Annotated in this window: 25 protein-coding genes; 20 read left to right on the top strand and 5 right to left on the bottom strand. The window is 54.8% G+C overall.

Features of this window, described 5'->3' with window-relative positions; translation table 11 throughout:
- The first annotated feature begins 274 nt into the window (after positions 1 to 274).
- Genes ACW17M_RS16150 through ACW17M_RS16135 form a run of 4 tightly spaced genes read left to right on the top strand, consistent with a single transcriptional unit; the run spans position 275 to position 3,177 of the window.
- A complete protein-coding gene (locus tag ACW17M_RS16150) occupies positions 275 to 1,129 on the top strand; it encodes a transporter substrate-binding domain-containing protein (RefSeq protein ID WP_141440716.1) in 855 nt (284 codons plus the stop codon).
- A gap of 8 nt (positions 1,130 to 1,137) precedes the next feature.
- Positions 1,138 to 1,815 (top strand): amino acid ABC transporter permease, encoded by a 678-nt coding sequence (locus tag ACW17M_RS16145; RefSeq protein WP_457547760.1) that lies wholly within the window; start codon positions 1,138 to 1,140, stop codon positions 1,813 to 1,815.
- A complete protein-coding gene (locus tag ACW17M_RS16140; protein WP_022522260.1) occupies positions 1,812 to 2,468 on the top strand; it encodes an amino acid ABC transporter permease in 657 nt (218 codons plus the stop codon). The genes ACW17M_RS16145 and ACW17M_RS16140 overlap by 4 nt, the downstream gene beginning before the upstream one ends.
- Entirely contained in the window at positions 2,449 to 3,177 is a 729-nt protein-coding gene (locus tag ACW17M_RS16135) for an amino acid ABC transporter ATP-binding protein (protein WP_141440718.1), read from the top strand. The genes ACW17M_RS16140 and ACW17M_RS16135 overlap by 20 nt, the downstream gene beginning before the upstream one ends.
- An 11-nt stretch (positions 3,178 to 3,188) precedes the next feature.
- Here the strand turns inward: ACW17M_RS16135 and ACW17M_RS16130 are convergent, their stop codons facing one another.
- On the bottom strand, positions 3,189 to 4,637 hold the full coding sequence (locus tag ACW17M_RS16130; RefSeq protein ID WP_457547759.1) for a YfcC family protein: 1,449 nt from the start codon (positions 4,635 to 4,637) through the stop codon (positions 3,189 to 3,191).
- Between the two features lie 247 nt (positions 4,638 to 4,884).
- Here ACW17M_RS16130 and ACW17M_RS16125 point away from each other — a divergent pair, with 247 nt between their 5' ends.
- The 7 genes from ACW17M_RS16125 to ACW17M_RS16095 all read left to right on the top strand — a co-directional run bounded on the left by ACW17M_RS16125 (position 4,885) and on the right by ACW17M_RS16095 (position 11,066).
- On the top strand, positions 4,885 to 5,715 hold the full coding sequence (locus tag ACW17M_RS16125; protein ID WP_039859406.1) for a bifunctional allantoicase/(S)-ureidoglycine aminohydrolase: 831 nt from the start codon (positions 4,885 to 4,887) through the stop codon (positions 5,713 to 5,715).
- A gap of 134 nt (positions 5,716 to 5,849) precedes the next feature.
- Complete coding sequence (locus ACW17M_RS16120; RefSeq protein ID WP_041158873.1) at positions 5,850 to 6,338, top strand: ureidoglycolate lyase; 489 nt, start codon at positions 5,850 to 5,852, stop codon at positions 6,336 to 6,338.
- Between the two features lie 118 nt (positions 6,339 to 6,456).
- Positions 6,457 to 7,932 carry a pyruvate kinase gene (gene pyk, locus ACW17M_RS16115; protein WP_041158872.1) on the top strand — a complete coding sequence of 492 codons (1,476 nt, stop codon included), beginning with the start codon at positions 6,457 to 6,459 and terminating at the stop codon, positions 7,930 to 7,932.
- On the top strand, positions 7,919 to 8,695 hold the full coding sequence (gene modA, locus ACW17M_RS16110; RefSeq protein WP_041158871.1) for a molybdate ABC transporter substrate-binding protein: 777 nt from the start codon (positions 7,919 to 7,921) through the stop codon (positions 8,693 to 8,695). Before pyk ends, modA begins: the two co-directional genes overlap by 14 nt.
- Positions 8,696 to 8,708: 13 nt before the next feature.
- Positions 8,709 to 9,377, top strand: coding sequence for a molybdate ABC transporter permease subunit (modB, locus tag ACW17M_RS16105; protein ID WP_027958096.1), 669 nt, complete (start codon positions 8,709 to 8,711; stop codon positions 9,375 to 9,377).
- Entirely contained in the window at positions 9,370 to 10,530 is a 1,161-nt protein-coding gene (locus ACW17M_RS16100) for an ABC transporter ATP-binding protein (protein ID WP_457547758.1), read from the top strand. Before modB ends, ACW17M_RS16100 begins: the two co-directional genes overlap by 8 nt.
- Before the next feature lie 2 nt (positions 10,531 to 10,532).
- Entirely contained in the window at positions 10,533 to 11,066 is a 534-nt protein-coding gene (locus ACW17M_RS16095; protein WP_457547757.1) for a DUF192 domain-containing protein, read from the top strand.
- A gap of 161 nt (positions 11,067 to 11,227) precedes the next feature.
- Here ACW17M_RS16095 and ACW17M_RS16090 read toward each other — a convergent pair whose 3' ends face one another.
- Both ACW17M_RS16090 and ACW17M_RS16085 read right to left on the bottom strand, forming a co-directional pair.
- On the bottom strand, positions 11,228 to 11,962 hold the full coding sequence (locus tag ACW17M_RS16090; RefSeq protein ID WP_190374713.1) for a ParA family protein: 735 nt from the start codon (positions 11,960 to 11,962) through the stop codon (positions 11,228 to 11,230).
- 117 nt (positions 11,963 to 12,079) lie between these two features.
- Positions 12,080 to 12,931, bottom strand: a complete 852-nt coding sequence (locus ACW17M_RS16085) for a DMT family transporter (RefSeq protein WP_022522271.1) — start codon at positions 12,929 to 12,931, stop codon at positions 12,080 to 12,082.
- Positions 12,932 to 13,257: 326 nt separating this feature from the next.
- On the opposite strand from ACW17M_RS16085, the gene ACW17M_RS16080 reads away from it, so the two are divergent.
- The 9 genes from ACW17M_RS16080 (at position 13,258) to ACW17M_RS16040 (ending at position 20,588) form a co-directional block, all read left to right on the top strand.
- A complete protein-coding gene (locus ACW17M_RS16080; protein ID WP_457547756.1) occupies positions 13,258 to 14,145 on the top strand; it encodes a sugar phosphate isomerase/epimerase family protein in 888 nt (295 codons plus the stop codon).
- Between the two features lie 47 nt (positions 14,146 to 14,192).
- Positions 14,193 to 15,092: a hydroxypyruvate isomerase family protein gene (locus tag ACW17M_RS16075; RefSeq protein ID WP_041158868.1), complete on the top strand. Its 900-nt coding sequence runs from the start codon at positions 14,193 to 14,195 to the stop codon at positions 15,090 to 15,092.
- A 36-nt stretch (positions 15,093 to 15,128) separates the two neighbouring features.
- The gene (locus tag ACW17M_RS16070) at positions 15,129 to 16,817 is read left to right on the top strand and encodes a GMC oxidoreductase (protein ID WP_041158867.1); all 1,689 of its coding nucleotides are present in this window, start codon (positions 15,129 to 15,131) and stop codon (positions 16,815 to 16,817) included.
- Entirely contained in the window at positions 16,814 to 17,473 is a 660-nt protein-coding gene (locus ACW17M_RS16065; RefSeq protein ID WP_041158866.1) for a gluconate 2-dehydrogenase subunit 3 family protein, read from the top strand. Before ACW17M_RS16070 ends, ACW17M_RS16065 begins: the two co-directional genes overlap by 4 nt.
- 17 nt (positions 17,474 to 17,490) lie before the next feature.
- Entirely contained in the window at positions 17,491 to 18,267 is a 777-nt protein-coding gene (locus ACW17M_RS16060) for a 3-keto-disaccharide hydrolase (RefSeq protein WP_041158865.1), read from the top strand.
- Between the two features lie 226 nt (positions 18,268 to 18,493).
- Positions 18,494 to 19,192, top strand: coding sequence for a PQ-loop domain-containing transporter (locus ACW17M_RS16055; protein WP_457547755.1), 699 nt, complete (start codon positions 18,494 to 18,496; stop codon positions 19,190 to 19,192).
- Positions 19,193 to 19,354: 162 nt separating this feature from the next.
- Entirely contained in the window at positions 19,355 to 19,627 is a 273-nt protein-coding gene (locus ACW17M_RS16050; RefSeq protein ID WP_457547754.1) for a CopG family ribbon-helix-helix protein, read from the top strand.
- The gene (locus tag ACW17M_RS16045; protein WP_414122305.1) at positions 19,624 to 19,899 is read left to right on the top strand and encodes a type II toxin-antitoxin system RelE/ParE family toxin; all 276 of its coding nucleotides are present in this window, start codon (positions 19,624 to 19,626) and stop codon (positions 19,897 to 19,899) included. Before ACW17M_RS16050 ends, ACW17M_RS16045 begins: the two co-directional genes overlap by 4 nt.
- 410 nt (positions 19,900 to 20,309) lie before the next feature.
- On the top strand, positions 20,310 to 20,588 hold the full coding sequence (locus tag ACW17M_RS16040) for a hypothetical protein (RefSeq protein WP_152618914.1): 279 nt from the start codon (positions 20,310 to 20,312) through the stop codon (positions 20,586 to 20,588).
- Between the two features lie 110 nt (positions 20,589 to 20,698).
- Here ACW17M_RS16040 and ACW17M_RS16035 read toward each other — a convergent pair whose 3' ends face one another.
- Both ACW17M_RS16035 and ACW17M_RS16030 read right to left on the bottom strand, forming a co-directional pair.
- On the bottom strand, positions 20,699 to 21,925 hold the full coding sequence (locus ACW17M_RS16035; protein ID WP_041158858.1) for a nucleoside permease: 1,227 nt from the start codon (positions 21,923 to 21,925) through the stop codon (positions 20,699 to 20,701).
- Between the two features lie 46 nt (positions 21,926 to 21,971).
- On the bottom strand, positions 21,972 to 23,048 hold the full coding sequence (locus ACW17M_RS16030) for a sugar phosphate isomerase/epimerase family protein (RefSeq protein ID WP_457547753.1): 1,077 nt from the start codon (positions 23,046 to 23,048) through the stop codon (positions 21,972 to 21,974).
- Position 23,049 lies beyond the last annotated feature (1 nt).

The following is a 23,049-nucleotide window of genomic DNA, read 5'->3' as shown; positions in this document are numbered from 1 at the left end:
TGCACCAGAACGTTGCATCTCTCTCTTTTTATACCTTCCTCTCAACGCGGCAATCGCTGCGTTGTGGCTTTGCGTGTCCGCTAAGCTGCTGTTCTAAAAAACGTTAGCCACTTCTGGTATCGCTGTTGCTAATAGGTGGTCAGGTGAAACGAAAGTTTCTTTGTTGGGTTTTATGCAACAAAGCTTTCACTCGCTCTGCATCCCTTACTAATACCGCTACGGCTACTCACTGGCCGACATGCCCTTGTCAGGCTGCTCTTATTAGGAGAACACCATGAAATCGCTATCGCACCGTTTCAATCACTCTTTCTCTAACCAATTCAAACGCCTACAGTCCGGTGTTTTAGCCACAGGGCTGAGTGCCGCTGTGGCCCTCGGTGCTATTACCGCTAGCCCAAACGTTCAGGCGGATGCGCTAGAAGATATCGAATCACGCGGCACTATCCGGATAGCTGTCCCGCAAGATTTTCCACCGTTTGGCTCGGTAGGCACCGACTTGCAGCCGCGCGGCTACGATATTGATATGGCCCAATACCTCGCTGACGAAATGGGCGTTCAGCTAGAACTGATTACCGTGACTAGCGCTAACCGTATCCCTTACTTACAGACCGGCCAGGCGGACCTGGTGATCTCTAGCCTGGGTAAGAACCCGGAGCGTGAAGCGGCAATTGATTTCTCTGATGCCTACGCGCCGTTCTTTCTAGGCGTGTTCAGCGCTGATGAAGATGAAAGCGTGGAAGGCCCAGAAGGACTGGCCGATAAAACCATTGGGGTAACCCGCGGTGCCGTGGAAGATATGGAGCTTTCCAATATTGCCCCGGACTCCACGACGGTGCAGCGCTTTGAAGACAACGCCACCACCATTTCTGCGTTTCTTTCCGGTCAGGTCGATTACGTAGCCACCGGTAACGTAGTCGCCGCCGAAATCGCCGAACGAAACAGCGACCGTGCGCCCTCGCTGATTTATCAGCTCAAAGATTCACCCTGCTACGTGGGCATGAATAAAAACGAGCCAGCGTTAATGGAAGAAGTGAATCGCCTGATCGCACAAGGCCTGGAAGATGGCACCCTGAATGAGCTATCTCAGCGCTGGTTCAGTGCCGACCTGCCTGAAAACTTCGGTAGCTGAGGTTTAGCATGGGGCCAACACTCGATTTTCTTACCCTGTTGCCCTACGCCAGTGAGCTCCTCAAAGGTCTTACCACCACGGTCGTTTTGACCGTGGTGACCACCTTGACGGGGCTAGCGCTGGCGGTGGCAGTGGCGTATTTACGCGTCAACGCGCAGCCATGGGTGCGCTGGGGGCTAGGCGGCTACGTCGAAGTAACCCGCAATACGCCCTTCATTGTGCAACTGTTCTTTATCTTCTTTGGACTGCCGGGGCTCGGCATTAAAATTGATGCCATTACCGCGGCGTTTATTGCCATGACGCTCAACCTGGCCGCTTACAGCGCCGAGATTCTACGCGCCGGTATTAGCGCCACGGCGAAAGGGCAGTTAGAAGCTGGGCGTGCACTGGGCTTGACCACACTGCAAAGCTATCGCCATATCGTGCTGGTGCCCGCGTTTGCCAGGGTATACCCCGCGCTGATCAGTCAGTCTATCATTGTGATGCTGGGTTCGGCGGTGGTGTCGCAAATATCGGTATTTGACCTGACCTATGCCGCTAACTTTATCCAATCGCGCAACTTTCGCAGCTTTGAAGTCTACCTGCTGATCACGCTGGTCTATTTGCTCCTCGCCTTCGGCATGCGGCGCAGCTTTATGCTGGTTGGCAAGCGGGTATTCGCCTATCAGCATGGAGAACAACGATGATTGAGTTCACCTTCTGGGACATTCTGCGCAACCTGCTGCTGGCAACCCGCTGGACCATTGTGCTGTCGTTGATTGCCTTTGTGGGCGGTGCGACGGTGGGACTGCTACTGACCTTTATGCGCCTCTCCAGCAACCGCTGGCTGCAGCGCTTAACGTCTCTTTATGTTGACCTGTTCCAAGGTACGCCGCTGTTGATGCAACTGTTTTTGATCTTCTTTGGCGCTGCTGCCATGGGGCATCCGATCTCTGCCTGGTTGGCGGCTTCCATCGCACTGACACTATTCACCAGTGCTTTTCTATGTGACATCTGGCGCGGCTGTTTAGAGGCGGTTGCCAAAGGGCAGTGGCACGCGGCGCGGGTGCTGGGCATGAACTACTTCCAGACCATGCGCCATGTGATTCTACCTCAGGCGCTGCGGCTTTCGATTCCGCCCACGGTGGGTTTCTCGGTACAGGTCATCAAAGGCACGGCGCTGGCCTCCATCATCGGCTTTGTCGAGCTGACCAAGGCGGGCACCATGCTCAATAACGCCACCTTCGAACCCTTCACCATTTTTGCCCTTGTGGCTCTGCTTTACTTCGCGCTGTGCTACCCACTTTCCTGCTACGCGCGCTATCTGGAGAAAAAGCTCTATGACGCTGGTTTACGTTGATAACGTTCATAAAGCCTTTGGCGACCTGGAAGTGCTTAAAGGTATCAACCTTTCAGTTGCGCAAGGCGAAGTGGTGGCGATTATTGGTCGCAGTGGCTCGGGTAAAAGTACCCTGCTGCGCTGCCTGAATCAGCTGGAAAAACATGACAGCGGCGAGATCACCATTGCCGATAAGCAGCTCGATGCGGCGTCAATGTCGCCCAAAGAGCTGAGTGAAAACGTCGGCATGGTATTCCAAAGCTTTAATCTGTTTCCCCATAAAACCGTGGGTGAGAACGTCTGTTTGGCGCCGCTGGTGGTGCGTGGCGAGGAGAAAGCCGAGGTCGAGAAAGTCGCCCGCGAAGTGCTTGAGAAAGTGGGCCTCTCCGACAAATACGATGCCTACCCGGCGCAGCTTTCCGGTGGTCAGCAGCAGCGGGTCGCCATCGCCCGGGCGCTGGCCATGCGCCCCAAAGTGATGCTCTGCGATGAGGTGACTTCAGCACTTGACCCTGAGCTGGTCGGGGAAGTGCTGCGCGTATTGGAAGCGTTGGCGGCCGAGGGCATGACGCTGATTCTGGTCACCCATGAAATGAGCTTTGCACGTGATGTGGCCGACCGCGTGGTGTTTATGCACCAGGGGCGCATCCATGAAGAGGGCGCCCCCAGAGAGTTATTCAGCAACCCACAAACGCCGGAGCTAAAGCAGTTTATCTCTGCCGTGCTCTAGTCGATCCACTTCTAGCCGGTCCACTGGGTTGCCTGGGCGAAAATAAGAAAGCCCAGGGCAATCGCTATCCAGACGCAAAAAAGTGGGAAGAAGAATTTGACCCACTTTTGCCATGGCACACCTGCCAGTGCCAGGGTCGCCATAAAGTAGCCTGAGGTCGGGTATAAAATATTGCCGATACCGTCACCCAACTGGAACGCCAGCACCGCCGTTTGGCGGGTAACGCCGATGATGTCGGAGAGCGGTGCCATCAGTGGCATGGTGACCAGTGCTTGGCCGCTACCGGAGGGGACAATGAAATTGAAGCCTAGCTGGGCGAAGAACATGCCAATCGCCGAAAGCAGGGTGGGCAGGCCTCCGACGAGGTTGCCAAGCCCAAACACCAGCGTGTCCATGATGTGGCCATCTTCCAGCATCACGGCAACACCGCGTGCGACGCCGGCGATCATGGCGCCGACCAGCACATCTCGGAAGCCCTGGTTGAAGCCTGCGCATATTTCGTCGGTGTCGAGGCCTGCTATTAGGCCCACAACAATGCCCATGATGATAAACAGGCCTGCCATTTCCATCATGAACCAGCCTTGCTGCAGTACGCCATAGACGAGTACCGCGAAGAAGGCGAAGGTGGCGATGGCCGCGAGCTTCTGGCGAGCGCTGGCGATTAAGGCTGGGCTATTGTCAGCATGTTGATAAAGCGAGCGTTTTTCGGATTCGCTAGTGTCACTGCTCAGCAGGCTAAGTGAAGGTGTTTGATGCACCATACGGGCGTAACGCATAACGAAGAAAATGGCCGCGGCTAACATCACCACAAACGCCACAACGCGCAAGCCATAGCCGGAGTAGAGAGGAAGATCTGAGAGTTGCTGTCCTAGGCCGGTATTGATGGGGTTGAGCACACCCGTCGTGAAACCGACCGTGGTAGCACAAAGTGCCACCGCCGCGGCCGTGACTGAATCAAAGCGCAAGGCAATCATCAGCGGCAAGATGACCGGCACATAGACCAGCGCCAACTCTTGGGTACCGATAACCGTCGCTATGAGGGCAAAAACCGTCATCAACACGGGGATAGTGAGCAGGTTCTGTCGCGCAAAGCGGCGCGTTAGCTTGTCCACACCTATTTCAATAATGCCGGTGCGCCTTAGCACCATGAACATACCGCCGATCATGAAGGTGAAAAAGACAACTTCACCGGCACTCATTAAGCCATTCGGGATCGCCAGCATAAAGTCGACGATGCCAACTGGTGACGAAGCGATCTGCTCATAAGAGTTCGGGTCGATAGTGATGCGCCCATTCGGGCCAGGAACACGCTCGAACTGCCCGGCCGGCACAAAGTGCGTTGCTATCGCGGCCAGGGCGATAAATATGAACAGAACCGCGTAAATGTCAGGGATCCGGCACCAGCTTTTCTTGGGCGTGGGGCGATCTGAGGAAGACGAAGAGGGGGTGTGTTGGGACATGCTATGCCTCGCGTTTGTTATAAGTAGCTGACCTGAGCAGCGGTTAGCGGGCGTCACGCCGCGCCGAGGTTGCTGTTTTTGGACATGCTCGTATGATCTTAGAATTATGAAACGAAAGTTTCTAAAGAAGTTACTATTGGGAGGAGTGTTTCACAAGAGCTTTGTTAAAGATTGCTTTATTGTGGTTAGCTAATCTTGTATACAAGATGAATAACTTGTGTTTTTACTAAGTCAAATAGGTTTAAAAATGCCAGCTACTTACTACGCTCCCACCGGCGGGCACCCGCCGCAAACGCAAATCACCGCTGATCGCGCCGTGTTCACTGAAGCGTATGCGCTGATCCCCAAAGGCGTGATGCGCGATATCGTCACCAGTAATCTGCCGTTTTGGGAAGGCACCCGGCTATGGGTGCTGGCGCGTCCGCTGTCGGGGTTTGCCGAGACGTTCTCTCAGTACATTATGGAAGTCCAGCCTCAGGGCGGCAGCGATAAGCCTGAGCCTGATCCCCAGGCGGAAGGCGTGCTGTTTATTGTGGAAGGTGAGTTAACGCTTACTCTGTCAGGCGAGCGCCACTCCCTGCAGCCCGGCGGCTATGCGTTTATTCCCCCTGGCAGTTCGTGGCAGGTGCGCAACGAATCCAACGCGCCGGTACGTTTCCACTGGGTACGCAAGGCCTATGAGTTTGTGGAAGGGCTTGAGGTGCCAACGGCGTTTGTCACCAACGAGCAGGACATTGCGCCTATCGAAATGCCGGGCACGGAAGGACGCTGGGCCACCACACGCTTTGTCGACCCTGCGGACGTTCGCCACGATATGCATGTGAATATCGTTACCTTCCAGCCCGGCGGCGTGATTCCTTTCGATGAAACCCATGTCATGGAACACGGCCTTTATGTGCTCGAAGGCAAGGCCGTTTATCACCTGAATCAAAACTGGGTAGAAGTGGAAGCGGGCGATTTCATGTGGTTACGCGCCTTCTGCCCCCAGGCTTGCTACGCCGCTGGCCCAGGGCCGTTCCGATATCTGCTGTATAAAGATGTTAATCGCCATCCTGCTCTTCGTCTGGGTGCTCGTTAAAACTGGTTGCTCCAGCTTTTCAAGCAGGCAGCTTTAAAGGGTCGCGAGCTAAAGCTGCCTCCCACTAGTGCATTTATCAGGCTGGAAGTGGCCATGCCACGCTGAGTAACAAAGAACTTTAGAAGGACACAACAATGCTAGAGCTAAAAGCCGAGCCGTTGACCGCAGAGGCCTTCGCCCCTTTTGGCGATGTGATGGATGCGCGCACCTCAGCGTCGTTTCCCATCAACGCCGGGCGCACGCAGCGCCACCATGATCTTGCCAAGGTGGAAACACTGGGTGAAAACGCTCACACGCTGATTAATATCTTTGTGAGCCAGCCGGTCACACTGCCGTTGGAGCTAACGTTTTTAGAGCGTCACCCCCAGGGCAGTCAGGCGTTTATGCCGCTGCATCAGGAGCGTTTTATTGTGGTGGTAGCGCCACCGGGGGAACATATTAACCCTGCAGACGTGCGGGCTTTTGTCACCGATGGCCGCCAGGGCGTGAATTACCGCGCAGGCACCTGGCACGCCATTCAGTCGGTGTTGGAGCGTGAAGGCGAGTTTTTGGTGGTGGATCGAGGTGGTAATGGCAATAACTGCGATGAGTTTCCTCTCGCGATCACCGTGACGTTGACTTAAACCAACCCTCTGCGTTGCACTGCTGTCATATAGAGCGCGTTAAACTGGTAAGCTAGGGTTACTGAATAGAGTTACTTAATAAAAGTCACTACACGCTAAATTGCATGGTTGGAACATTATGAACGCACTGCACTTCTCCTCGATCCGTCGTACCAAAATTGTCGCCACCCTTGGTCCTGCCAGCGACCGGGAAGGCGTGCTGGAAGCCATGCTCAAGGCGGGTGTCGATGTGGTGCGTCTTAACTTCTCCCATGGCACAGCGGATGATCACCGCCGCCGGCTAAACGAGGTACGTGAAATCGCCGCCAAGCTAGGCCGCAGCGTCGCGGTGTTGGGTGATCTGCAGGGGCCCAAAATTCGTATTGCGCGGTTTAGAGAGGGGGCTGTGGTGCTTAAAGAGGGCCAGCCGTTTATTCTCGATATGGCGCTGGATGGCGATGCGGGCGATGTGCATCAAGTCGGCTGCGACTATAAGACCTTGTCCCAAGACGTTACCGCCGGTGATCGCCTGCTGTTAGATGACGGGCGCTTAGTGCTGGATGTGGCCCGTGTTGACGGCCAACAGGTGCATACCACCGTGGTAGTGGGTGGCAAGCTCTCTAACCATAAAGGCATCAACAAGCAGGGCGGCGGACTCTCCGCTCCGGCATTGACTGAAAAAGATAAAGAAGACCTTAAGACCGCCGTTGAGATTGGCGTCGATTACCTGGCCATTTCTTTCCCCCGCCATGCTGAAGATATGCTCGAAGCACGCCGCTTATTAGGTGAGGCGGGTAAAGAGATTGGCCTGGTGGCCAAAGTCGAACGTGCCGAAGCCGTAGCGGATGATGCCACCCTGGATGGCATTATCGAAGCTTCTGAGGCGGTCATGGTGGCGCGCGGTGATCTAGGCGTAGAAATTGGCGATGCCAAGTTGGTCGGCGTGCAAAAGCGCATGATCAAACGAGCACGTTCGCTAAATCGTGCGGTCATTACCGCCACGCAAATGATGGAGAGCATGATTTCAGCGCCACTTCCCACCCGCGCTGAGGTGTTTGACGTGGCCAACGCGGTGCTGGATGGCAGCGATGCGGTCATGCTCTCGGCGGAAACCGCGGCGGGCGACTACCCGCTGGAAACCGTAGAAGCCATGTCACGTGTTTGCCTGGGAGCTGAGCGGGAAAAAACCGCCCAGGAGTCCGGTCACCGTATTCATGAAGGCTTTTCCCGCCCTGACGAGACCATTGCGCTCTCCGCCATGTACGCGGCCAACCATATGACCGGCATTACCGCGATTGCCTGTATGACCTCATCGGGCTATACACCGCTGATCGCTTCGCGCATTCGTTCGGGCCTGCCGATTGTCGGCTTGGCGCATAATCCCATTGCCCAACGCCGCATGGCGCTCTACCGCGGTGTTGTTTCGCTACCGTTCGATACCTCCGAAATGAGCGCCACCGAGCTAAACGACCGTGCCCTCGAGATGCTTGTCAAGACCGGTATCTCCAAACCTGGCGACCATGTAATCCTAACTCGCGGCGACCATATGAACGCCCATGGCGGCACCAATACCATGAAAGTAATGGAGATTACTGACGAGCATGCTAAAAGCTAAATTAGCGCATGGGTTGCTGCTCGCCTGCTTGCTTCTGATAGGTTCCCCTGCGCAGGCGGAGGCGCCTATCGTGGCGGCGGCCTCTGATCTACAGTTTGCGCTGACAGAAGCCGCCGAGCAGTTTCAGCAGGAAACCGGCCACGCCCTACGGCTAAACTTTGGCTCGTCAGGCAACTTCCGGCGTCAAATTGCCCAGGGCGCGCCCTTTGAGCTCTATCTCTCCGCTGACGAGAGCTACGTTCAAGCGCTTTATGAGGAGGGCTACACACAAGATGAGGGCGTGATTTACGCCATTGGTCGTTTAGTGTGGCTGCAGCGCGCAGGGCGTGGTGATTTACCTAACGAGGAGACGCCGCTTGAAGCGGTTAAAACCGCGTTAGAGGCGGGGACTACTGAGCGCATCGCCCTGGCCAACCCCGAACACGCCCCCTATGGCGTGGCGGCGCGGCAGGCGCTTGAGTACGCCGGGCTTTGGGAGCAAACAGAGCCGCTGCGGATACTGGGCGAAAATGTCTCCCAGGCGGCGCAGTTTGCGCTCTCCGACGATGCGCGCGGTGGGCTGGTGGCTTACTCCTTGGCGCTGGCTCCCACACTAGGTGAGCGAAGTGAGTACGTACTTATCCCTGAAGAGTGGCATAGCCCACTACGCCAGCGAATGGTACTGACCAATCAGGCTGGAGATATTGCCACGGCCTTCTATCAGTGGTTGCAAGAGGACGAGGGACAATCCATTTTGCGTACCTACGGGTTTAGCGTCGAATAATGGAAGGAGCATAATGGATTGGTCGGCGCTTTCGGTCTCATTACGCCTAGCGGCGTTCACCTGTCTTATCCTGCTACCCATCGCTATTTGGCTAGGTCGCTCTCTGGCCTATGCGCGTTTCCGCGGCAAAGGGCTATGTGAAGCGCTGATCGCATTACCGCTGGTATTGCCGCCTACCGTACTGGGCTTTTATCTGCTGTTGAGCTTTGGCCGCGACGCGCCAGTGGGCTCGTTTTGGGCAGCAATGACCGGTAGCGGGCTGAATTTCACTTTCACTGGCATACTATTGGCCTCCCTGATCGCCAATTTGCCGTTTGCCGTGCAGCCCATTCAGCGTGCCTTTGAACATGTGCCCCACAACCTGCGTGAAGCGGCTTGGTGCAGTGGGCTAAGCCCTTGGCAGACGCTGCTGCGCATCGAGCTGCCCTTGGTGTGGCCAGGCATTATGTCAGCGGCAGCGCTTACCTTTGCCCATACGCTGGGCGAATTTGGCGTCATCTTGATGGTGGGTGGCGCCATTGATGGTGAAACCCGCACTCTCGCCATTGCCATCTATGATCGCGTCCAGGCCTTCGATGAACAGGGCGCTGCACAGATGTCGGCGCTGCTGCTGTTGGTATCGTTTATTACCTTGGGGCTCGTCTATGGGCTGGCCGGGCGCAGACGGTGGGTACGTGGCTGATTCTCGCATCACAGAGCCGGTCTCTGGGCCGCTTGCAGGGCTGAGCGTGGCGGTCAATCAAACGGGGCCGATTCCACTGGCCGCCGAGTTTGTTTGCCAACCCGGTGAACTGCTGGCGCTGGTAGGGCCATCGGGCAGCGGCAAAACCACGCTGTTGCGCACCATTGCCGGGCTTTATCGCCCCCAGGGCGGGCGAGTGGAGTGCGCTGGAGAGGTTTGGTTTGACGCCGAACGTAAGCATTCACTCTCGCCCCAGCGTAGACAGGTCGGCATAGTGTTTCAGGACTATGCGCTATTTCCGCACCTAACCGCCTCGCAAAATATTCAACTTCCTCTGCGCCACCTGCCCCAACCGCAACGCCGTGAACAGGCCGAGCAGTGGCTAGCCAAGGTGCGTTTAGACGGGCTGGGCAAGCGCTACCCCAACGCGCTTTCGGGGGGCCAGCGCCAGCGTGTGGCGCTGGCCCGTGCCTTGGCCCGCGACCCCAAAGTGCTGTTACTCGATGAGCCGTTTTCGGCGGTGGATCAAGTGACCCGGCGGCGGTTGCAGCGCGAGCTGGCGCTGCTGCGTCAGCAGATCGACATCCCTATTGTACTGGTGACCCACGACCTGGAAGAAGCCGCCGCGCTGGCCGACCAAATCTGCGTGTTGCATAACGGCGTCAGCCTGCAGCAAGATGCTCCTGATGTGCTTTTTCGTCGGCCGTTGTCGCCGCTGGTGGCGCGCTTGTTAGACCGCCATAATCTGTTTGAAGGGATAGTGGTGGATGAGGACGGCAAGCGTCGGCTGCGGTGGGGCGAAAATTATCTAGAGGTAGCCGAGGGGCTAGATAATCTGACGCTGGGTGAAACAGTCACCTGGTACTTGCCGCCCTCCGATATTGTGCTTCACCGTCGCGGCCGTCCTTCACACGGCGAGCGGGAGAACCCGGTCGTTGCCACCGTTAGCGAACTGGTCGTACTGGGCGGCATCACTTCAGTTTCGCTAAGCGTCGATCACGGCGATATGTTACGTTTTGATATTGCTACCCATGCCGCCCGGCGTAATCAGTTAACCAGCGGCGCCGTGGTGAAGGTTTCGCTGCTGGCAGCAGGCATTTACCTTTTGCCAGGCCACCGAGTTCGCGCAGATGCGCATGACAAAAGGAAGTAAGCATGGATCCCACGCGTCGCACGCTGCTTAAGGCGTCTTTACTGTTACCGATGGCGGCACTGCTGCAGATGTCGCTACTCAGCTCGTTTGCTTGGGGGCAGGCATCTGCGCAAAAGATGCAGACGCTGGCGCTGGCTATTCACAGCGAGGGCGGCCCACATCGTCTAGAGGTTGAAGTAGCGGAAACGGCTTCGCAGCGTCAGCGCGGGTTAATGGGGCGTGAGAGCTTGCCCGAAAAAAGTGGCATGCTGTTTCGCTTTGAGAACGAGCAGTCGGCCAACAATGCCTTTTGGATGTATCGCACGCTAATCCCTCTGGATATTGCCTTTATCGATAGCGATGGGCGGATTGCGGCGATTAATACTATGCAGCCCTGCGAATCCTCGTCGCCGAGCGACTGCCCCTCTTATCCTGCAGGTGCGGCTTATCATTCAGCGCTAGAGGTTAATGGCGGCTACTTTGCTGAGCGCGGTATCAAAGTAGGGGACTGTGTTTCTATTCCTGAAGAAGCCGGTTTCTGCCAGCCTGGAGATTAAACTGGGCGGCGGCGAAACCTGACCACGATCAGAGCTATACCCTCGACCACTAAGCCGCCGCCGACTCGTTTATGCACGCCTAGGCTGTCGTCCATTAACAGCGCGCCGGTACCTCTTCCGCCTGCTGCAAGCCAATTAACAGCAGAGCGAAGCTCAGAAGGTCATTGCATACGCTGCGCGATCTCTCGCCACAGCGCGGTGTAGGCGCGACTGCCCCGACTGCTGCGGGCGAAATGCCCGACCGGAGCGCGTTCGATACCCATACGCTCGACCTCACTGGCGTTGGGCACGGTCGTCGATAGGCGCCTCGGCCAGCGTTCGCTGAGACTCTCCATCACCTGGCGGTGCAGGGTCTTGCGACGGTCGGCGAGGGTCACGAATGGCCAGATCGGGCAGGCATGGTCGACCGCGTCGAGATGACCGTCCAGTTGCTCAAGAGTGCGCAACGACAGGGTGGTCGGTACCATCGGCACTAGCAGGGCATCGACGCTTGAAAAGATCTGCTCGGCGAGTGCCGACAGGCTCGGCGGGCAGTCGAGTATCACCAGGTCGTAACTGCTCATCACCGGCTTGAGGATCTTACGCAGCCGGCTGGGTTTGCGGGTTTCCATCGACGCTTCCAGGTCACGCGAGCCCAGCGCCGCTGGCAGCAGGTCGAGCCCTTCGATGTCGGTCTCGCGGATCGCCCGGTCGAGATCGGCCTTGCCCTTGACCAGTTTGCCGACGCCACCACGCACTTTGGGTTTGCTGCGTAGATAGAAGGTGGTGGCGGCCTGCGGATCGAGATCCCACAGCAATACTCGCCTGCCGTCGCGTGCCGCTTCGGCGGCGAGGTTGACGGCGGAGGCGGTCTTGCCCACGCCCCCCTTGATACTGTAAAGCGCCAGCATCTGCATAGGGAACTCCCGGCTTGGTGACTGTTCAGTCTAACTGATTGGCCTGAGTGGATATGTGACGTTTCGATGACGGCGCTGCTGCCGATGTCGCTACGCTGATTTCCCTCGATATGACCTTTATCGGCGGCGGCGAAATCTGATCACAATCAGGGCTATACCCGCGACCACTAAGCCGCCGCCCACTAGTTTATGCACGCCTAGGCTGTCGCCCATTAACAGCGCGCCTAGGCCGACTGCCAATACCGGTACGAGTAGCGTCATGGGTACCACGCGATTAACCGGGTGACGGCGTAAAAGCGCATACCAAATCCCGTAAGCGACAATCGACGACATTACGGCGGTGTAAATCATCGCCCCCCAGCCTAACCAAGTTGCTTGCTGCATCGCCTGCCACTGACCGCTCTCAAATAGCCATGACCCCAACCCTACCTGAGGCACCGCGAACAGCGCCACCCAGCCTGCCAACGCCATCGGCGCAATGGGCGGGCCACGCTTGATCAACAGCTGCGACACCGCCCAGCCCATGGCACTGCACAACAGAATCGCCAGTGGTAAAGGAGAGGGCAGCGTTGGCCCACCGGCCAGTACGACTACCCCAGCAAAAGAGAGTAGCAGCCCGACAATCCGTTTGGGGCCTAGCTTCTCTTTTAGAAAGATGACCGCTAGCAATGTGGCAAAGGGCGTGCCCATCTGTACTAAAAGCGCGCCGGTACCTGCTTCTGCATGCTCCAAACCAATAAACAGAAGAGCGAAGTGGAGGCTGCCGAAGGTGATGGATAACAGTAGCAAAAACGGCAATTGCACTCGCGCCACCGGGTAGAAGGGCACCAGCAGAACTGCGACCAGCATAAAACGTAGGGTGGTCATCAATAGCGGCGGTAGCTCCGCTACACCGACCTTGATAACAATGATATTCAGCGCCCAAATGGCGATAACAAAGAGGCCGAGCAGCAGGTCGCGTAGTGGCACGTTGATGTCCGTTGGTGGATGGAAACGATAGCCATTGTATCAGCTTGGGAGACGGCAAAAATAATAGTGAAATGAGTTGCAGGTAAGCGTCGCTACTGCTTGATACCAAAGTATTAGGTTTTTCTTTAATAGTCTATATGTTGTTGATAACCAATTGGTTGTGAATTGACTTGTGTGAGTATTAAGTCCTTTTTGTCCCCTTAAAAGCGGTAAAAAAAGCGGCTGACTTGCACATTTTACTGAGATGTTCTAAAAAAATGTAACCGATTACATTTTTGCGTCGGCGCTTTCACAATATATAACAATCCAACAACAATGAGGTGGATATGGATACCCCGCTACGCCCAAAGCGTTTGAGTTCACAGGCTCTGCTGGCTGCTAGTGCAGTGGCGCTGTCAGTGCTGAGTGTGCCTGGCGTTGTTCAAGCTCAACAAAGCAGCACAGCAGAATTACCCATTGCTGTTCAAATGTATACGCTGCGTGATTTTGGCAATTTGGAGGAGCAGTTAGCCGCCGTAAATCGAGCGGGAATCTCTGCCATTGAGACGGTGGGCACCCAGGACGTGACAGCCGAAGAACTCAACGCTTTGTTAGAAGAGCACGCGCTTGAGGTGATCTCAAGTCATGTGCAGCTAGACGATTTGCGCAATCGCTTAGACGACACGGTGGCTTTCAATCAGGCGGTGGGTAACGACACCTTAACAATGCCTTATCTAGCCGAGGACGCACGCCCTAGCGATGCCGAAGGCTGGCAGGCGCTGGGTAAAGAGCTAGGTGATATTGCCGCTGAGCTAGATGCCGAAGGTTTCCGCTTGGCGTACCATAACCATGATTTCGAGATGGAAGTGTATGACGGTAAAACCGCGTTAGAGCATCTGTTTGATGCGGCTGGATCTGATCTGCTGGCGGAATTGGATATCGCCTGGGTGGCACGTGGCGGGTTTGACCCGGTTGAGTATGTCTCGCGTTTCGATGGCCAACTGTTTGCTGTACACGCCAAAGATAATGCTCCAGAAGGCACCGCCGAAGAAGAGGGCGGTTTCGCCACACTCGGGGAAGGTGTACTGGATTGGGATGCAATCTTGCCCGCCATCGAGGCCGCTGGTGTTGAGTGGTACATCATCGAACACGATATGCCACTAGACGCAGAAGCGGTGATTACCGAGGGCAACAGCTTCTTACAGGAAAAACTGACAGCGCTTCGAGAAGAGTAATGCACGCCTAGGCCATCTCATTTAGATGACGAACGCGAGGATGCTTTATGAAGCGCTACCTTATTGATCGGCGTAGCTTGCTGCGCCACAGCGTTACCGGTGCTATTGGTCTGGCGGCGCTATCTCAGATTGGCTCTCGAACCCTGGCTGACGATATGCCTTCTCAGCGGGCGCTAAAAGGCAATATCCATCATTCAGTCGCTCGTTGGACATTCGATTTTCTATCTTTGGAAGAGCTTTGCCAGCTTTCAACTGAGTTGGGCATTACGGCGATTGATCTGGTGGGGCCAGAAGAGTGGCCTGTGCTTCAGCGGTATGGGCTCGACTCTTCCATGTGTAATGGCGCTGAGTTGAGCCTTGAGGATGGCTGGGGCGATACCCGCTTTCACTCAGAGCTGATTGAGCGATACCTCCATCATATCGATCTGGTCAGCCAAGCGGGCTACACCAATCTCATTTGTTTTAGCGGCAATGCCCGGGGTATGAGCCCTGAACAGGGTTTGCAAAATGCCGAAACGGGGCTGAAGGAGATTCTTGCCCAGGCAGAGGCAAAAGGCGTGGTGCTACAGATGGAGCTGTTCAACAGCAAAATCGACCACCCCGATTATCTTTGTGACAACTCGGCTTGGGGCATTGAGCTTTGCCGTCGCCTCGATTCGCCCAACTTCAAGCTGCTCTATGACATCTATCACATGCAGATTAGTGAGGGCGATGTCATTCGCACTATCAGTGAAAACCATCGCTTTTTCGGCCATTACCATACTGCCGGTGTGCCTGGGCGCCATGAAATAGACGACACCCAAGAGCTCAACTACCCCGCGATTTGCCGCGCTATTCGAGATACCGGCTTTCAGGGCTATATCGCCCAAGAATTTCTCCCTGACCGTACTAGCCAACAGGCAAAAATAGAATCACTGCAGGCAGCTATTCAGCGCTGCGATGTGTGATTCGACGCGAACAACAACACAATAAGGAAGATGACCATGCCAGATAATCACTACGATGCCATCGTGGTTGGCTCAGGCATTAGCGGCGGCTGGGCCGCTAAAGAACTTACAGAGAAAGGCTTGAAGGTTTTACTGCTTGAGCGTGGGCGCAACATTGAACACGTGAAGGATTACCACAATGCCCATAAAGAGGCGTGGGATTATCCCCACCGCAATGAGCCGACCCAGGAGATGATCGCTAAACACCCCGTGCTCAGGCGCGACTACCCCCTTAACGAAGCCACCATGGGCATGTGGGCGGATGAACAGGCCAATCCCTACGTGGAAGAGAAGCGCTTTGACTGGTTTCGCGGCTATCACGTAGGGGGGCGTTCACTGCTTTGGGGGCGGCAAAGCTATCGGCTCAGCCCTATGGACTTCGAGGCCAACCAGCGTGAAGGCATCGCCATTGATTGGCCGATTCGCTATGAAGATATCGCCCCGTGGTATGACTATGTGGAGCGCTTTGCCGGTATTGCAGGTACTCAGGAAGGGCTAGATATTCTTCCCGATGGCGAGTTTCTGCCGCCAATACCGCTTAACTGCGTGGAAAAAGATGCCGCCAAGCGTATTAAAGAGGCCTTTGGTGGGCAGCGCCATCTTATCCACAGCCGAGTCGCCAATATTACCCAGCCAAAGCCGGAACAAAATCGCGTCAACTGCCAATACCGCAATAAATGCTGGCTGGGTTGCCCTTATGGTGCCTATTTCAGCACCCAGTCCGCCACGCTTCCCGCGGCGGTGGCCACAGGTAATCTAACGTTACGGCCATTCTCGATTGTCAGCCAGGTGCTGTACGACAAAGACCGTCAGCGGGCGCGGGGCGTTGAGGTGATTGACGCTGAGACCCATGAAGTCCATGAGTACACCGCTGATGTCATCTTCCTCAATGCGTCTACGTTCAACACTACCTGGATTTTGATGAACTCCGCCACCGATGTCTGGGAAGGGGGCTTGGGCAGTAGCAGCGGCGAACTGGGTCACAACGTGATGGATCACCACTTCCGCTGCGGTGCCAGTGGCGAAGTGGAAGGCTATCTCGACAAATACTACTTCGGACGCCGTCCTGCGGGCTTTTACATTCCGCGCTTTCGCAACGTAGGCGATGAGCAGCGAAGCTACGTGCGCGGGTTTGGTTATCAAGGCGCGGCGAGCCGCGAGGGCTGGGATCGCGAAATTGCTGAGCTCAATATCGGCGCTGATTTAAAGCAAGCACTTAGCCAGCCAGGCGGTTGGACGATCGGTATGACAGGCTTCGGCGAAATGCTGCCCGATCACGATAACCGCATCTCCCTTGACCACAGCGTTCGCGATAAATGGGGGCTGCCTGTGCTGTCGATCAACGTTGAGCTCAAGCAAAACGAGCGCGATATGCGTCGGGACATGGTTCAAGATGCGGTCGACTTACTTGAGGCCGCGGGCGTGAAGAACGTCACAGGTGACGTAGGCGATTACGCGCCAGGCATGGGGATCCATGAGATGGGCACCGCGCGTATGGGCCGTGACCCGAAAACTTCAGTGCTCAATAGCCACAACCAGGTGTGGGATGCGCCCAATGTGTTTGTTACGGATGGCGCCTGCATGACGTCATCCTCTTGTGTAAATCCTTCTCTAACCTATATGGCGCTTACCGCTCGGGCGGTGGACTATGCGGTGGAAGAGCTGAAGCGGGGGAACTTGTCATGAATCGTCGCGAATTACTCAAAATGATCGCCCTGACTACCGGTACAGCGATGATTGGAGGCAAATCCCTATTTGCCTTTAGCGATGCTGGCCAGTCAGGTCATCCCTTTAGCAGCCGTGATGTAGAGCGGCTGGACGAGCTTGCCGAAACCATTCTGCCGAGAACCGATACCCCAGGTGCTAAAGACGCTGGCGTCGGGGAGTTTATGGCCCTGTTCGTCAACGACTGCTATACGCCCTCAGAAAGAGAGGTGTTCTATTTTGGTTTAGCGCAGCTTGAGGCACGCAGCAGAGCGGCTTACGAACGTGATTTTATAGCGCTGAGTGGCGAGCAGCGGTTAGAGCTCGTAAACGAGTTGGATCGCGAAGCGATGGCGCACGCCCAGCAACAGGCCCGCAGAAAGCAGCCAACCCCTGCTGAGGCACTGACTGCAGAGACCCAGACCGCTCAAAATCAAACGGCGGAAACCCAGTCATCCCAGGAGCACGCGGATAGCGAGGAAGCGTTTCCACACTACTTCACTATGATGAAGCAGCTAACGCTGTTCGGCTTCTTCACCTCAGAAGTTGGCGCGACTGAAGTCTTGCGCTACGAAGCGGTGCCAGGCCGCTACGAGGGCTGCGCGCCTTATAACGGCGAGCCTGCTTGGGCCACATAATGGAAAGGAGAGCATTGATGAACTATCAATACACCCAGGCATTCTGCTTATTGGCTTGTGGCAGTTTGTTGGCATTCGACAGTGCGGCTCAGGAGGGCGGCTCGGATAAGTCGCTGACACCCGAACAGCAATCCACCAAAACAGAAGTGTGGGAGCCTGTGCCACCTTTGGTTTCGGTGCCTGAGACGGGCGTTCCTTCCGATGCGATCGTGCTATTCGATGGCACAGGTTTAGGCGCGTGGGAAGCCGAAGAGGGCGGGCCAGCCGAGTGGCACGTGGAAGACGACGTGATGACGGTGAATCGCGGCGCGGGAGGAATACGCACACGTCAGGATTTCTGCGACGTGCAGCTCTACTTGGAGTGGAGAGCGCCGGCCGATATCGATGGCATGGAGGGTCAAGATCGTGGCAATAGCGGCGTCTTCCTGCAGGAGCGTTATGAAGTGCAAGTGCTGGACTCCTATGACAACCCGACCTATCCCAACGGCCAAGCGGCATCTATCTACAAACAGCATATTCCGTTAGTCAACGCATCCCGCCCGCCCGGTGAGTGGCAGAGCTATAACATCCTCTACACCGCGCCACGTTTTGATGATGAAGGCGCCCTTGAATCGCCTGCCTACATCACCGTTCTGCATAACGGTGTAGTGGTTCAGCACCATGCTGAAGTGCAAGGCACCACCGAGTGGATTGGCGAACCCAACTACGACGAAGCCCACGGCTGCGCGCCCATTTACCTGCAGGATCACGATGCGGACGTTAGCTTTCGAAACATATGGGTAAGAGAGTTATAGCAGAGCGCTTATAAGCACCCTAAGCGAGCAAGCCCAGTCTTCTGATGCTATATAGTATCGGGGGCTGGGCTTTTTGGCAGGCCTCGAACTTTTTTCATCACGGGTTAGTGTTTTGTACGTTGCTTTTTCATACAATATTATTAGGTAAAATTAACCATTCTCATCATTCAATAATTAGGTGCGCGGTATAATCACGGTTATAACTTGGGAAAAGCATGGAAGTGTTATGACTCTTTACAACGTGGCAGGAACTATCAGCTCGCTTCTCTTTCTTGGGTGCCTGGTAGGTTTGGTTGTTCAGATTAGAAAGATACGGCAACGGAAAATTGCCGACCCAAGAGGAGCTGGGCTCGGCTACGCGACCCAGTCACTTTCGGTGAATGGTTTCTTTTCAAGCTTCATCGCGTTCTATTCATTTTTGCTTTATTCGATAATGCTAGAAGATATTGATTATTATATCTTCTTTACTCGATTGATTGCTTCACTGGCCACATGGATCGTACTGTTTGAGATCTTCCTGGATCGGTCGCCTCTATCGCAAAGGGCGCCATTTTTAACCGCTTCAGTCGCTTTGCTAGCAGCGTTCGGCGCTTTATTTTTTCGGGAGGAAGTAAGCCATCTGGGTGAAGTGGCAGCAGAGTCCCTTGCTGTTTTCGCAACACTGATCATTCTTCAGGGCGGTATTCAGCAAATAAGGAAAATATGGCAAGCGAAATGCACTGGAGCTCTCTCGCTTCCCATGACATTGGTTTTCTTTGCCAAGGACGTTTCGAACGTATTTTTTGGAATTGTGCTCGGACTTGAGCTTGGTTGGCCTTTGATACTAATGGGGGCTGTCAGCGGTATCTTAAAACTCGGTGTAACCATTACCTTCCTACTATATCCAGAGAAGCTGGAGACAGAGGCCAGAGTCGGCTATCACTAAGTATGAGCGGGTTCGAAAGATGCTACAACAAGGCCTGCTACGGCGATGGTCACTGCACTATTCCCCAGCCGTGCGTGATGCTGGGTACGAGATTAAATTTTTGCAGCAATCTCATTGACTATGCTGTAATACATTGTAGTCATCGGGGTTGAGGGTATAGATATGGGTGTCACTACAGTTCGTCTTCAGGCGGATGTTGAACAGCATCTGGAAGCTATCGCAGGCAGGCTCCACCGGAGCAAAGGCTGGGTGATCAACCAGGCGTTGTCGGAATACATCGAGAAGCAACAGCTTGAGCAAGAGCGTTGGAGGCAAACGCTGGAGGCAATGGAGTCTGCCGCACAGGGGAAGGTGGTTGATAGCAGCGAGGTTCATCGTTGGCTCAATAGCTGGGGAACCGAAAATGAACAGGATGCACCGAGGTCGGGTAGGTGAAACTGGTTTACACGGATGAAGCCATTGAAGATTTGAAGCGCCTTAGAGAGTTCATCGCCATCCATAATCCATCAGCAGCAGGCCGGATAGCAGCTGAGCTGGTCGGCAAAATCGACTTACTGCCAGACTTCCCTAAAATGGGAACGCCGGTTGAAATGGCACCGGATTCTGTTCGTGACATGGTCTTTGGTAAGTACGTTATCCGCTATTCAGTACATCCGAGCGTCATCATTATTCTGCGCGTATGGCACGAACTGGAAGGTGAGCGTTAGCCATTAAGCCAGCTGCAATTCCCGGCTATGGCAAAATAGAAGTGAAAAGAAAGCGGATTTGGTTATGTATTTACGTTTAACCGAAAGGGAGTTTTATGGACGGCTTTTTTGAAGAGATAGGCAGGGGGTTTTTTAGGGGAATAGGTTACATACTGGCAGAGGTATTCTTTAGAACAATTTGTTACTGGGTTGGTTGGCCAATCTGTAAACTAGTTACTTTGGGAAAATATCCTTCGGCTTCTAAAGTGATATATCTCGATGAGCATAGGAGTCGATCCGACGGCGCTTTGTGTGCAGTAGTGGGCTTGATTGCATTGATTGTGTTGGCTCTGTATTTGCTCGGACAGTTTTAGATTTCGGCTGTGCCATTCATTTAGGTGAGTTTAATTCTATTGTCAGGAGGCAAAGGAGTGGCGGCTAGAAAACAAAGGTCAGTGAAGATCAAGACGCTAAACTCAGTTTGTGCAAGTGCGTTAATCGGGGCGCTACTTTATATTGTGATCATTGGGTTTGAAGTGGTGGCGATTGGCGCGATGGGGATTGCTCTCGCTGGTATCTCAATACCCGTGATTGCCAGCAGTGAGGGAGTTTTAGAGGTGCTGCTAGAAATCGTCATGTCGGTAGCTGAAGGTATCATGACTATTGTTGAGGTTGTCGTAGGCGCAATATCGGGCCTTTTTAGTGTGTAACAAATAAAGCCGTTTTACGGGGATGTTGTGCTCATTAAGTATTTGAAAATTTTATAAAATAGCAAGCCGGGTGCCGCCAATACACCCGGCTGTTATTATGCTCTATACCCTTACACGTTAGGCTTAGCCGTTACGCTTTTATCGTTTTTAAAGGTGAGGTAGAACAACACCAGCACCGCGATAGCAAATGCTGCTGGGAACATCCAGATGCCTTGCCAGTCGTGCGCGCCGTTGGTGGAGAAGTGATCGGTAATCTGACCGGCTACCCAGAAGCCTATTAGCATGCCTACCCCGTAAGTGGCCAGCGTGATCATGCCCTGGGCAGAGCTTTTAAACTTCTCCCCTGCGCGGGCATCGGTGTAGATTTGGCCGGTCACGAAGAAGAAGTCGTAGCACACGCCATGCAGTGCAATACCAATCAAGAGCATAAACACCATTTCATCGGCGTTACCGAACGCAAACAGCGCATAGCGTAGCGCCCAGGCCAGCATGCCGATCAGCAAGGTTTTCTTGATACCAAAGCGGTGAATAAAGACCGGTAGCAGCAGCATAAACAGCACTTCCGATACCTGGCCCAGGGTCATTTTGCCGGTTGGATTGGTCACGCCGATCTCTGCCAGAAAAGGGTTGGCGTTTTGGTAATAAAATGCCAGCGGAATACAAATCAGAATAGAGGCGATAAAGAAGATGGCGTAGTTGCGGTCTTTTAGCAGGGCCAGTGCATCTAGCCCTAGTACTTCTTTTAAGCCAACCGGGCCGTTTGCTTTAGGCGGCGTGGCGGGCAGGCTAAAGCTGTATAGGCCTAGGGCTAATGATGCGATAGCGCACATCAAAAAGGTGTTACGCAGCATGCCGTCGGCGATGCCTTGAGAAGAGTCCCAGGCGAATAAGTAACTGATACCCAAGCCCGCGATAATCCAACCGATGGTTCCCCACACGCGGATTTTGGCGAACTCCTGGCCTGGGTCGCTCATTTGGCGAAAAGAGACTGAGTTAACCAGCGCCAGTGTCGGCATATAGATAATCATATACATCAACACTAACGGGTAAAACGTACTGAAATCGCTGGCGACATACAGGCCGTACATTAACGCAGCGCCTGCTAAGTGGAGTACGGCGAGAATACGCTCGGCGTTGAAATAGCGGTCAGCGATCAAGCCAATAATGAAAGGGGCAATAATGGCACCCCAGGATTGGGTGGAGAACGCCATGCCAATCTGGCCACCGCTGGCGTTGAGGTTGTTGGCCAGGAAGGTGCCCAGGGTGACAAACCAGCCGCCCCAGATAAAGAACTGCAAAAACATCATGATACTGAGTCGTGTGCGTATCATAGCCATGACGTGATCCTTTGTTGTGGTTGTGGTCTTGATTTAAAACAATCAATTAGCGGTGTGAAGGAAGACCGAGAATTCGTCGGTTGCGAGAAGGGCTGGCGGTTACGCCAGCGAAATCGTCAAAGGCGCGACCGGCAGGTTGAATCAGGTGCGCCTGGATGAAAGACGCGCCCTCTGCGGCGCCTTGGGCGGCGTCCTTAATACAGCACTCCCACTCAAGCACCGCCCAGCCATCAAAGCCGTACTGCGTCAGGCGGCTAAAAATCCCGCTGAAATCAATCTGCCCATCCCCTAATGAGCGAAAGCGCCCGGGGCGTTCTACCCAGCCTTGGTAACCGCCATAAACGCCGCTGCGGCCGTTGGGGTTAAATTCAGCGTCTTTAACGTGGAACATGCCGATACGCTCGTGGTAGCGGTCGATAAACTCGAGATAATCCAACTGCTGCAGCAGTAAGTGGCTGGGGTCATAAAGAATTTTCGCCCGTGGATGGTTGTCCACTGCCGCCAGGAACCGCTCGAAAGACGCACCGTCGTGAAGATCCTCGCCAGGGTGAATCTCAAAGCACAGATCAACACCTGCCTCATCAAAGGCATCCAGAATTGGCCGCCACCGCCGGGCCAGCTCGTTGAACCCTTCTTCGACTAGCCCCTCAGGACGTTGGGGCCAGGGGTAAACAAAGGGCCATAGCAGCGCCCCGGAAAACGTCGCGTGAGCCGTTAAACCAAGCCGTTGGCTGGCTTTGGCAGCCAGCTTTAGCTGCTCAATGGCCCACTCGGTACGCTCCTGCGGCTTGCCGTGTAGCTCAACAGGCGCAAAATCATCGAATAAGTCGTCGCAAGCGGGATGCACGGCGACCAGTTGGCCCTGTAAGTGGGTAGAGAGTTCACTGATCACAACGCCGGTTTTTTCACAGCGGGCGTTTAACTCATCACAGTAACTTTGGCTTTCAGCGGCCTTGTGCAGGTCGATAAAACGACTGTCTGCAGTGGGTAGCTGAATGGCTTGATAGCCCTGTTCGGCCGCCCAACGAGCGATACCGTCGAGGCTATCGAAAGGCGCTTCGTCGCCGATAAACTGGGCCAGAAAAATGGCGGGCCCGCGGATGCCTTTGTGGGTGTTTGGCATG

This window comes from Vreelandella sp. 2A-K22 (assembly GCF_054065485.1).
This window is presented reverse-complemented; position numbering and strand designations above follow the sequence as displayed.

Coding starts and splice junctions, on each gene's coding strand:
- ACW17M_RS16150 (WP_141440716.1), top strand. CDS start 275: ATGAAATCGCTATCGCACCGTTTCAATCACTCTTTCTCTAACCAATTC.
- ACW17M_RS16145 (WP_457547760.1), top strand. CDS start 1,138: ATGGGGCCAACACTCGATTTTCTTACCCTGTTGCCCTACGCCAGTGAG.
- ACW17M_RS16140 (WP_022522260.1), top strand. CDS start 1,812: ATGATTGAGTTCACCTTCTGGGACATTCTGCGCAACCTGCTGCTGGCA.
- ACW17M_RS16135 (WP_141440718.1), top strand. CDS start 2,449: ATGACGCTGGTTTACGTTGATAACGTTCATAAAGCCTTTGGCGACCTG.
- ACW17M_RS16130 (WP_457547759.1), bottom strand. CDS start 4,637: ATGTCCCAACACACCCCCTCTTCGTCTTCCTCAGATCGCCCCACGCCC.
- ACW17M_RS16125 (WP_039859406.1), top strand. CDS start 4,885: ATGCCAGCTACTTACTACGCTCCCACCGGCGGGCACCCGCCGCAAACG.
- ACW17M_RS16120 (WP_041158873.1), top strand. CDS start 5,850: ATGCTAGAGCTAAAAGCCGAGCCGTTGACCGCAGAGGCCTTCGCCCCT.
- pyk (WP_041158872.1), top strand. CDS start 6,457: ATGAACGCACTGCACTTCTCCTCGATCCGTCGTACCAAAATTGTCGCC.
- modA (WP_041158871.1), top strand. CDS start 7,919: ATGCTAAAAGCTAAATTAGCGCATGGGTTGCTGCTCGCCTGCTTGCTT.
- modB (WP_027958096.1), top strand. CDS start 8,709: ATGGATTGGTCGGCGCTTTCGGTCTCATTACGCCTAGCGGCGTTCACC.
- ACW17M_RS16095 (WP_457547757.1), top strand. CDS start 10,533: ATGGATCCCACGCGTCGCACGCTGCTTAAGGCGTCTTTACTGTTACCG.
- ACW17M_RS16090 (WP_190374713.1), bottom strand. CDS start 11,962: ATGCAGATGCTGGCGCTTTACAGTATCAAGGGGGGCGTGGGCAAGACC.
- ACW17M_RS16080 (WP_457547756.1), top strand. CDS start 13,258: ATGGATACCCCGCTACGCCCAAAGCGTTTGAGTTCACAGGCTCTGCTG.
- ACW17M_RS16075 (WP_041158868.1), top strand. CDS start 14,193: ATGAAGCGCTACCTTATTGATCGGCGTAGCTTGCTGCGCCACAGCGTT.
- ACW17M_RS16070 (WP_041158867.1), top strand. CDS start 15,129: ATGCCAGATAATCACTACGATGCCATCGTGGTTGGCTCAGGCATTAGC.
- ACW17M_RS16065 (WP_041158866.1), top strand. CDS start 16,814: ATGAATCGTCGCGAATTACTCAAAATGATCGCCCTGACTACCGGTACA.
- ACW17M_RS16060 (WP_041158865.1), top strand. CDS start 17,491: ATGAACTATCAATACACCCAGGCATTCTGCTTATTGGCTTGTGGCAGT.
- ACW17M_RS16055 (WP_457547755.1), top strand. CDS start 18,494: ATGACTCTTTACAACGTGGCAGGAACTATCAGCTCGCTTCTCTTTCTT.
- ACW17M_RS16050 (WP_457547754.1), top strand. CDS start 19,355: ATGGGTGTCACTACAGTTCGTCTTCAGGCGGATGTTGAACAGCATCTG.
- ACW17M_RS16035 (WP_041158858.1), bottom strand. CDS start 21,925: ATGGCTATGATACGCACACGACTCAGTATCATGATGTTTTTGCAGTTC.
- ACW17M_RS16030 (WP_457547753.1), bottom strand. CDS start 23,048: ATGCCAAACACCCACAAAGGCATCCGCGGGCCCGCCATTTTTCTGGCC.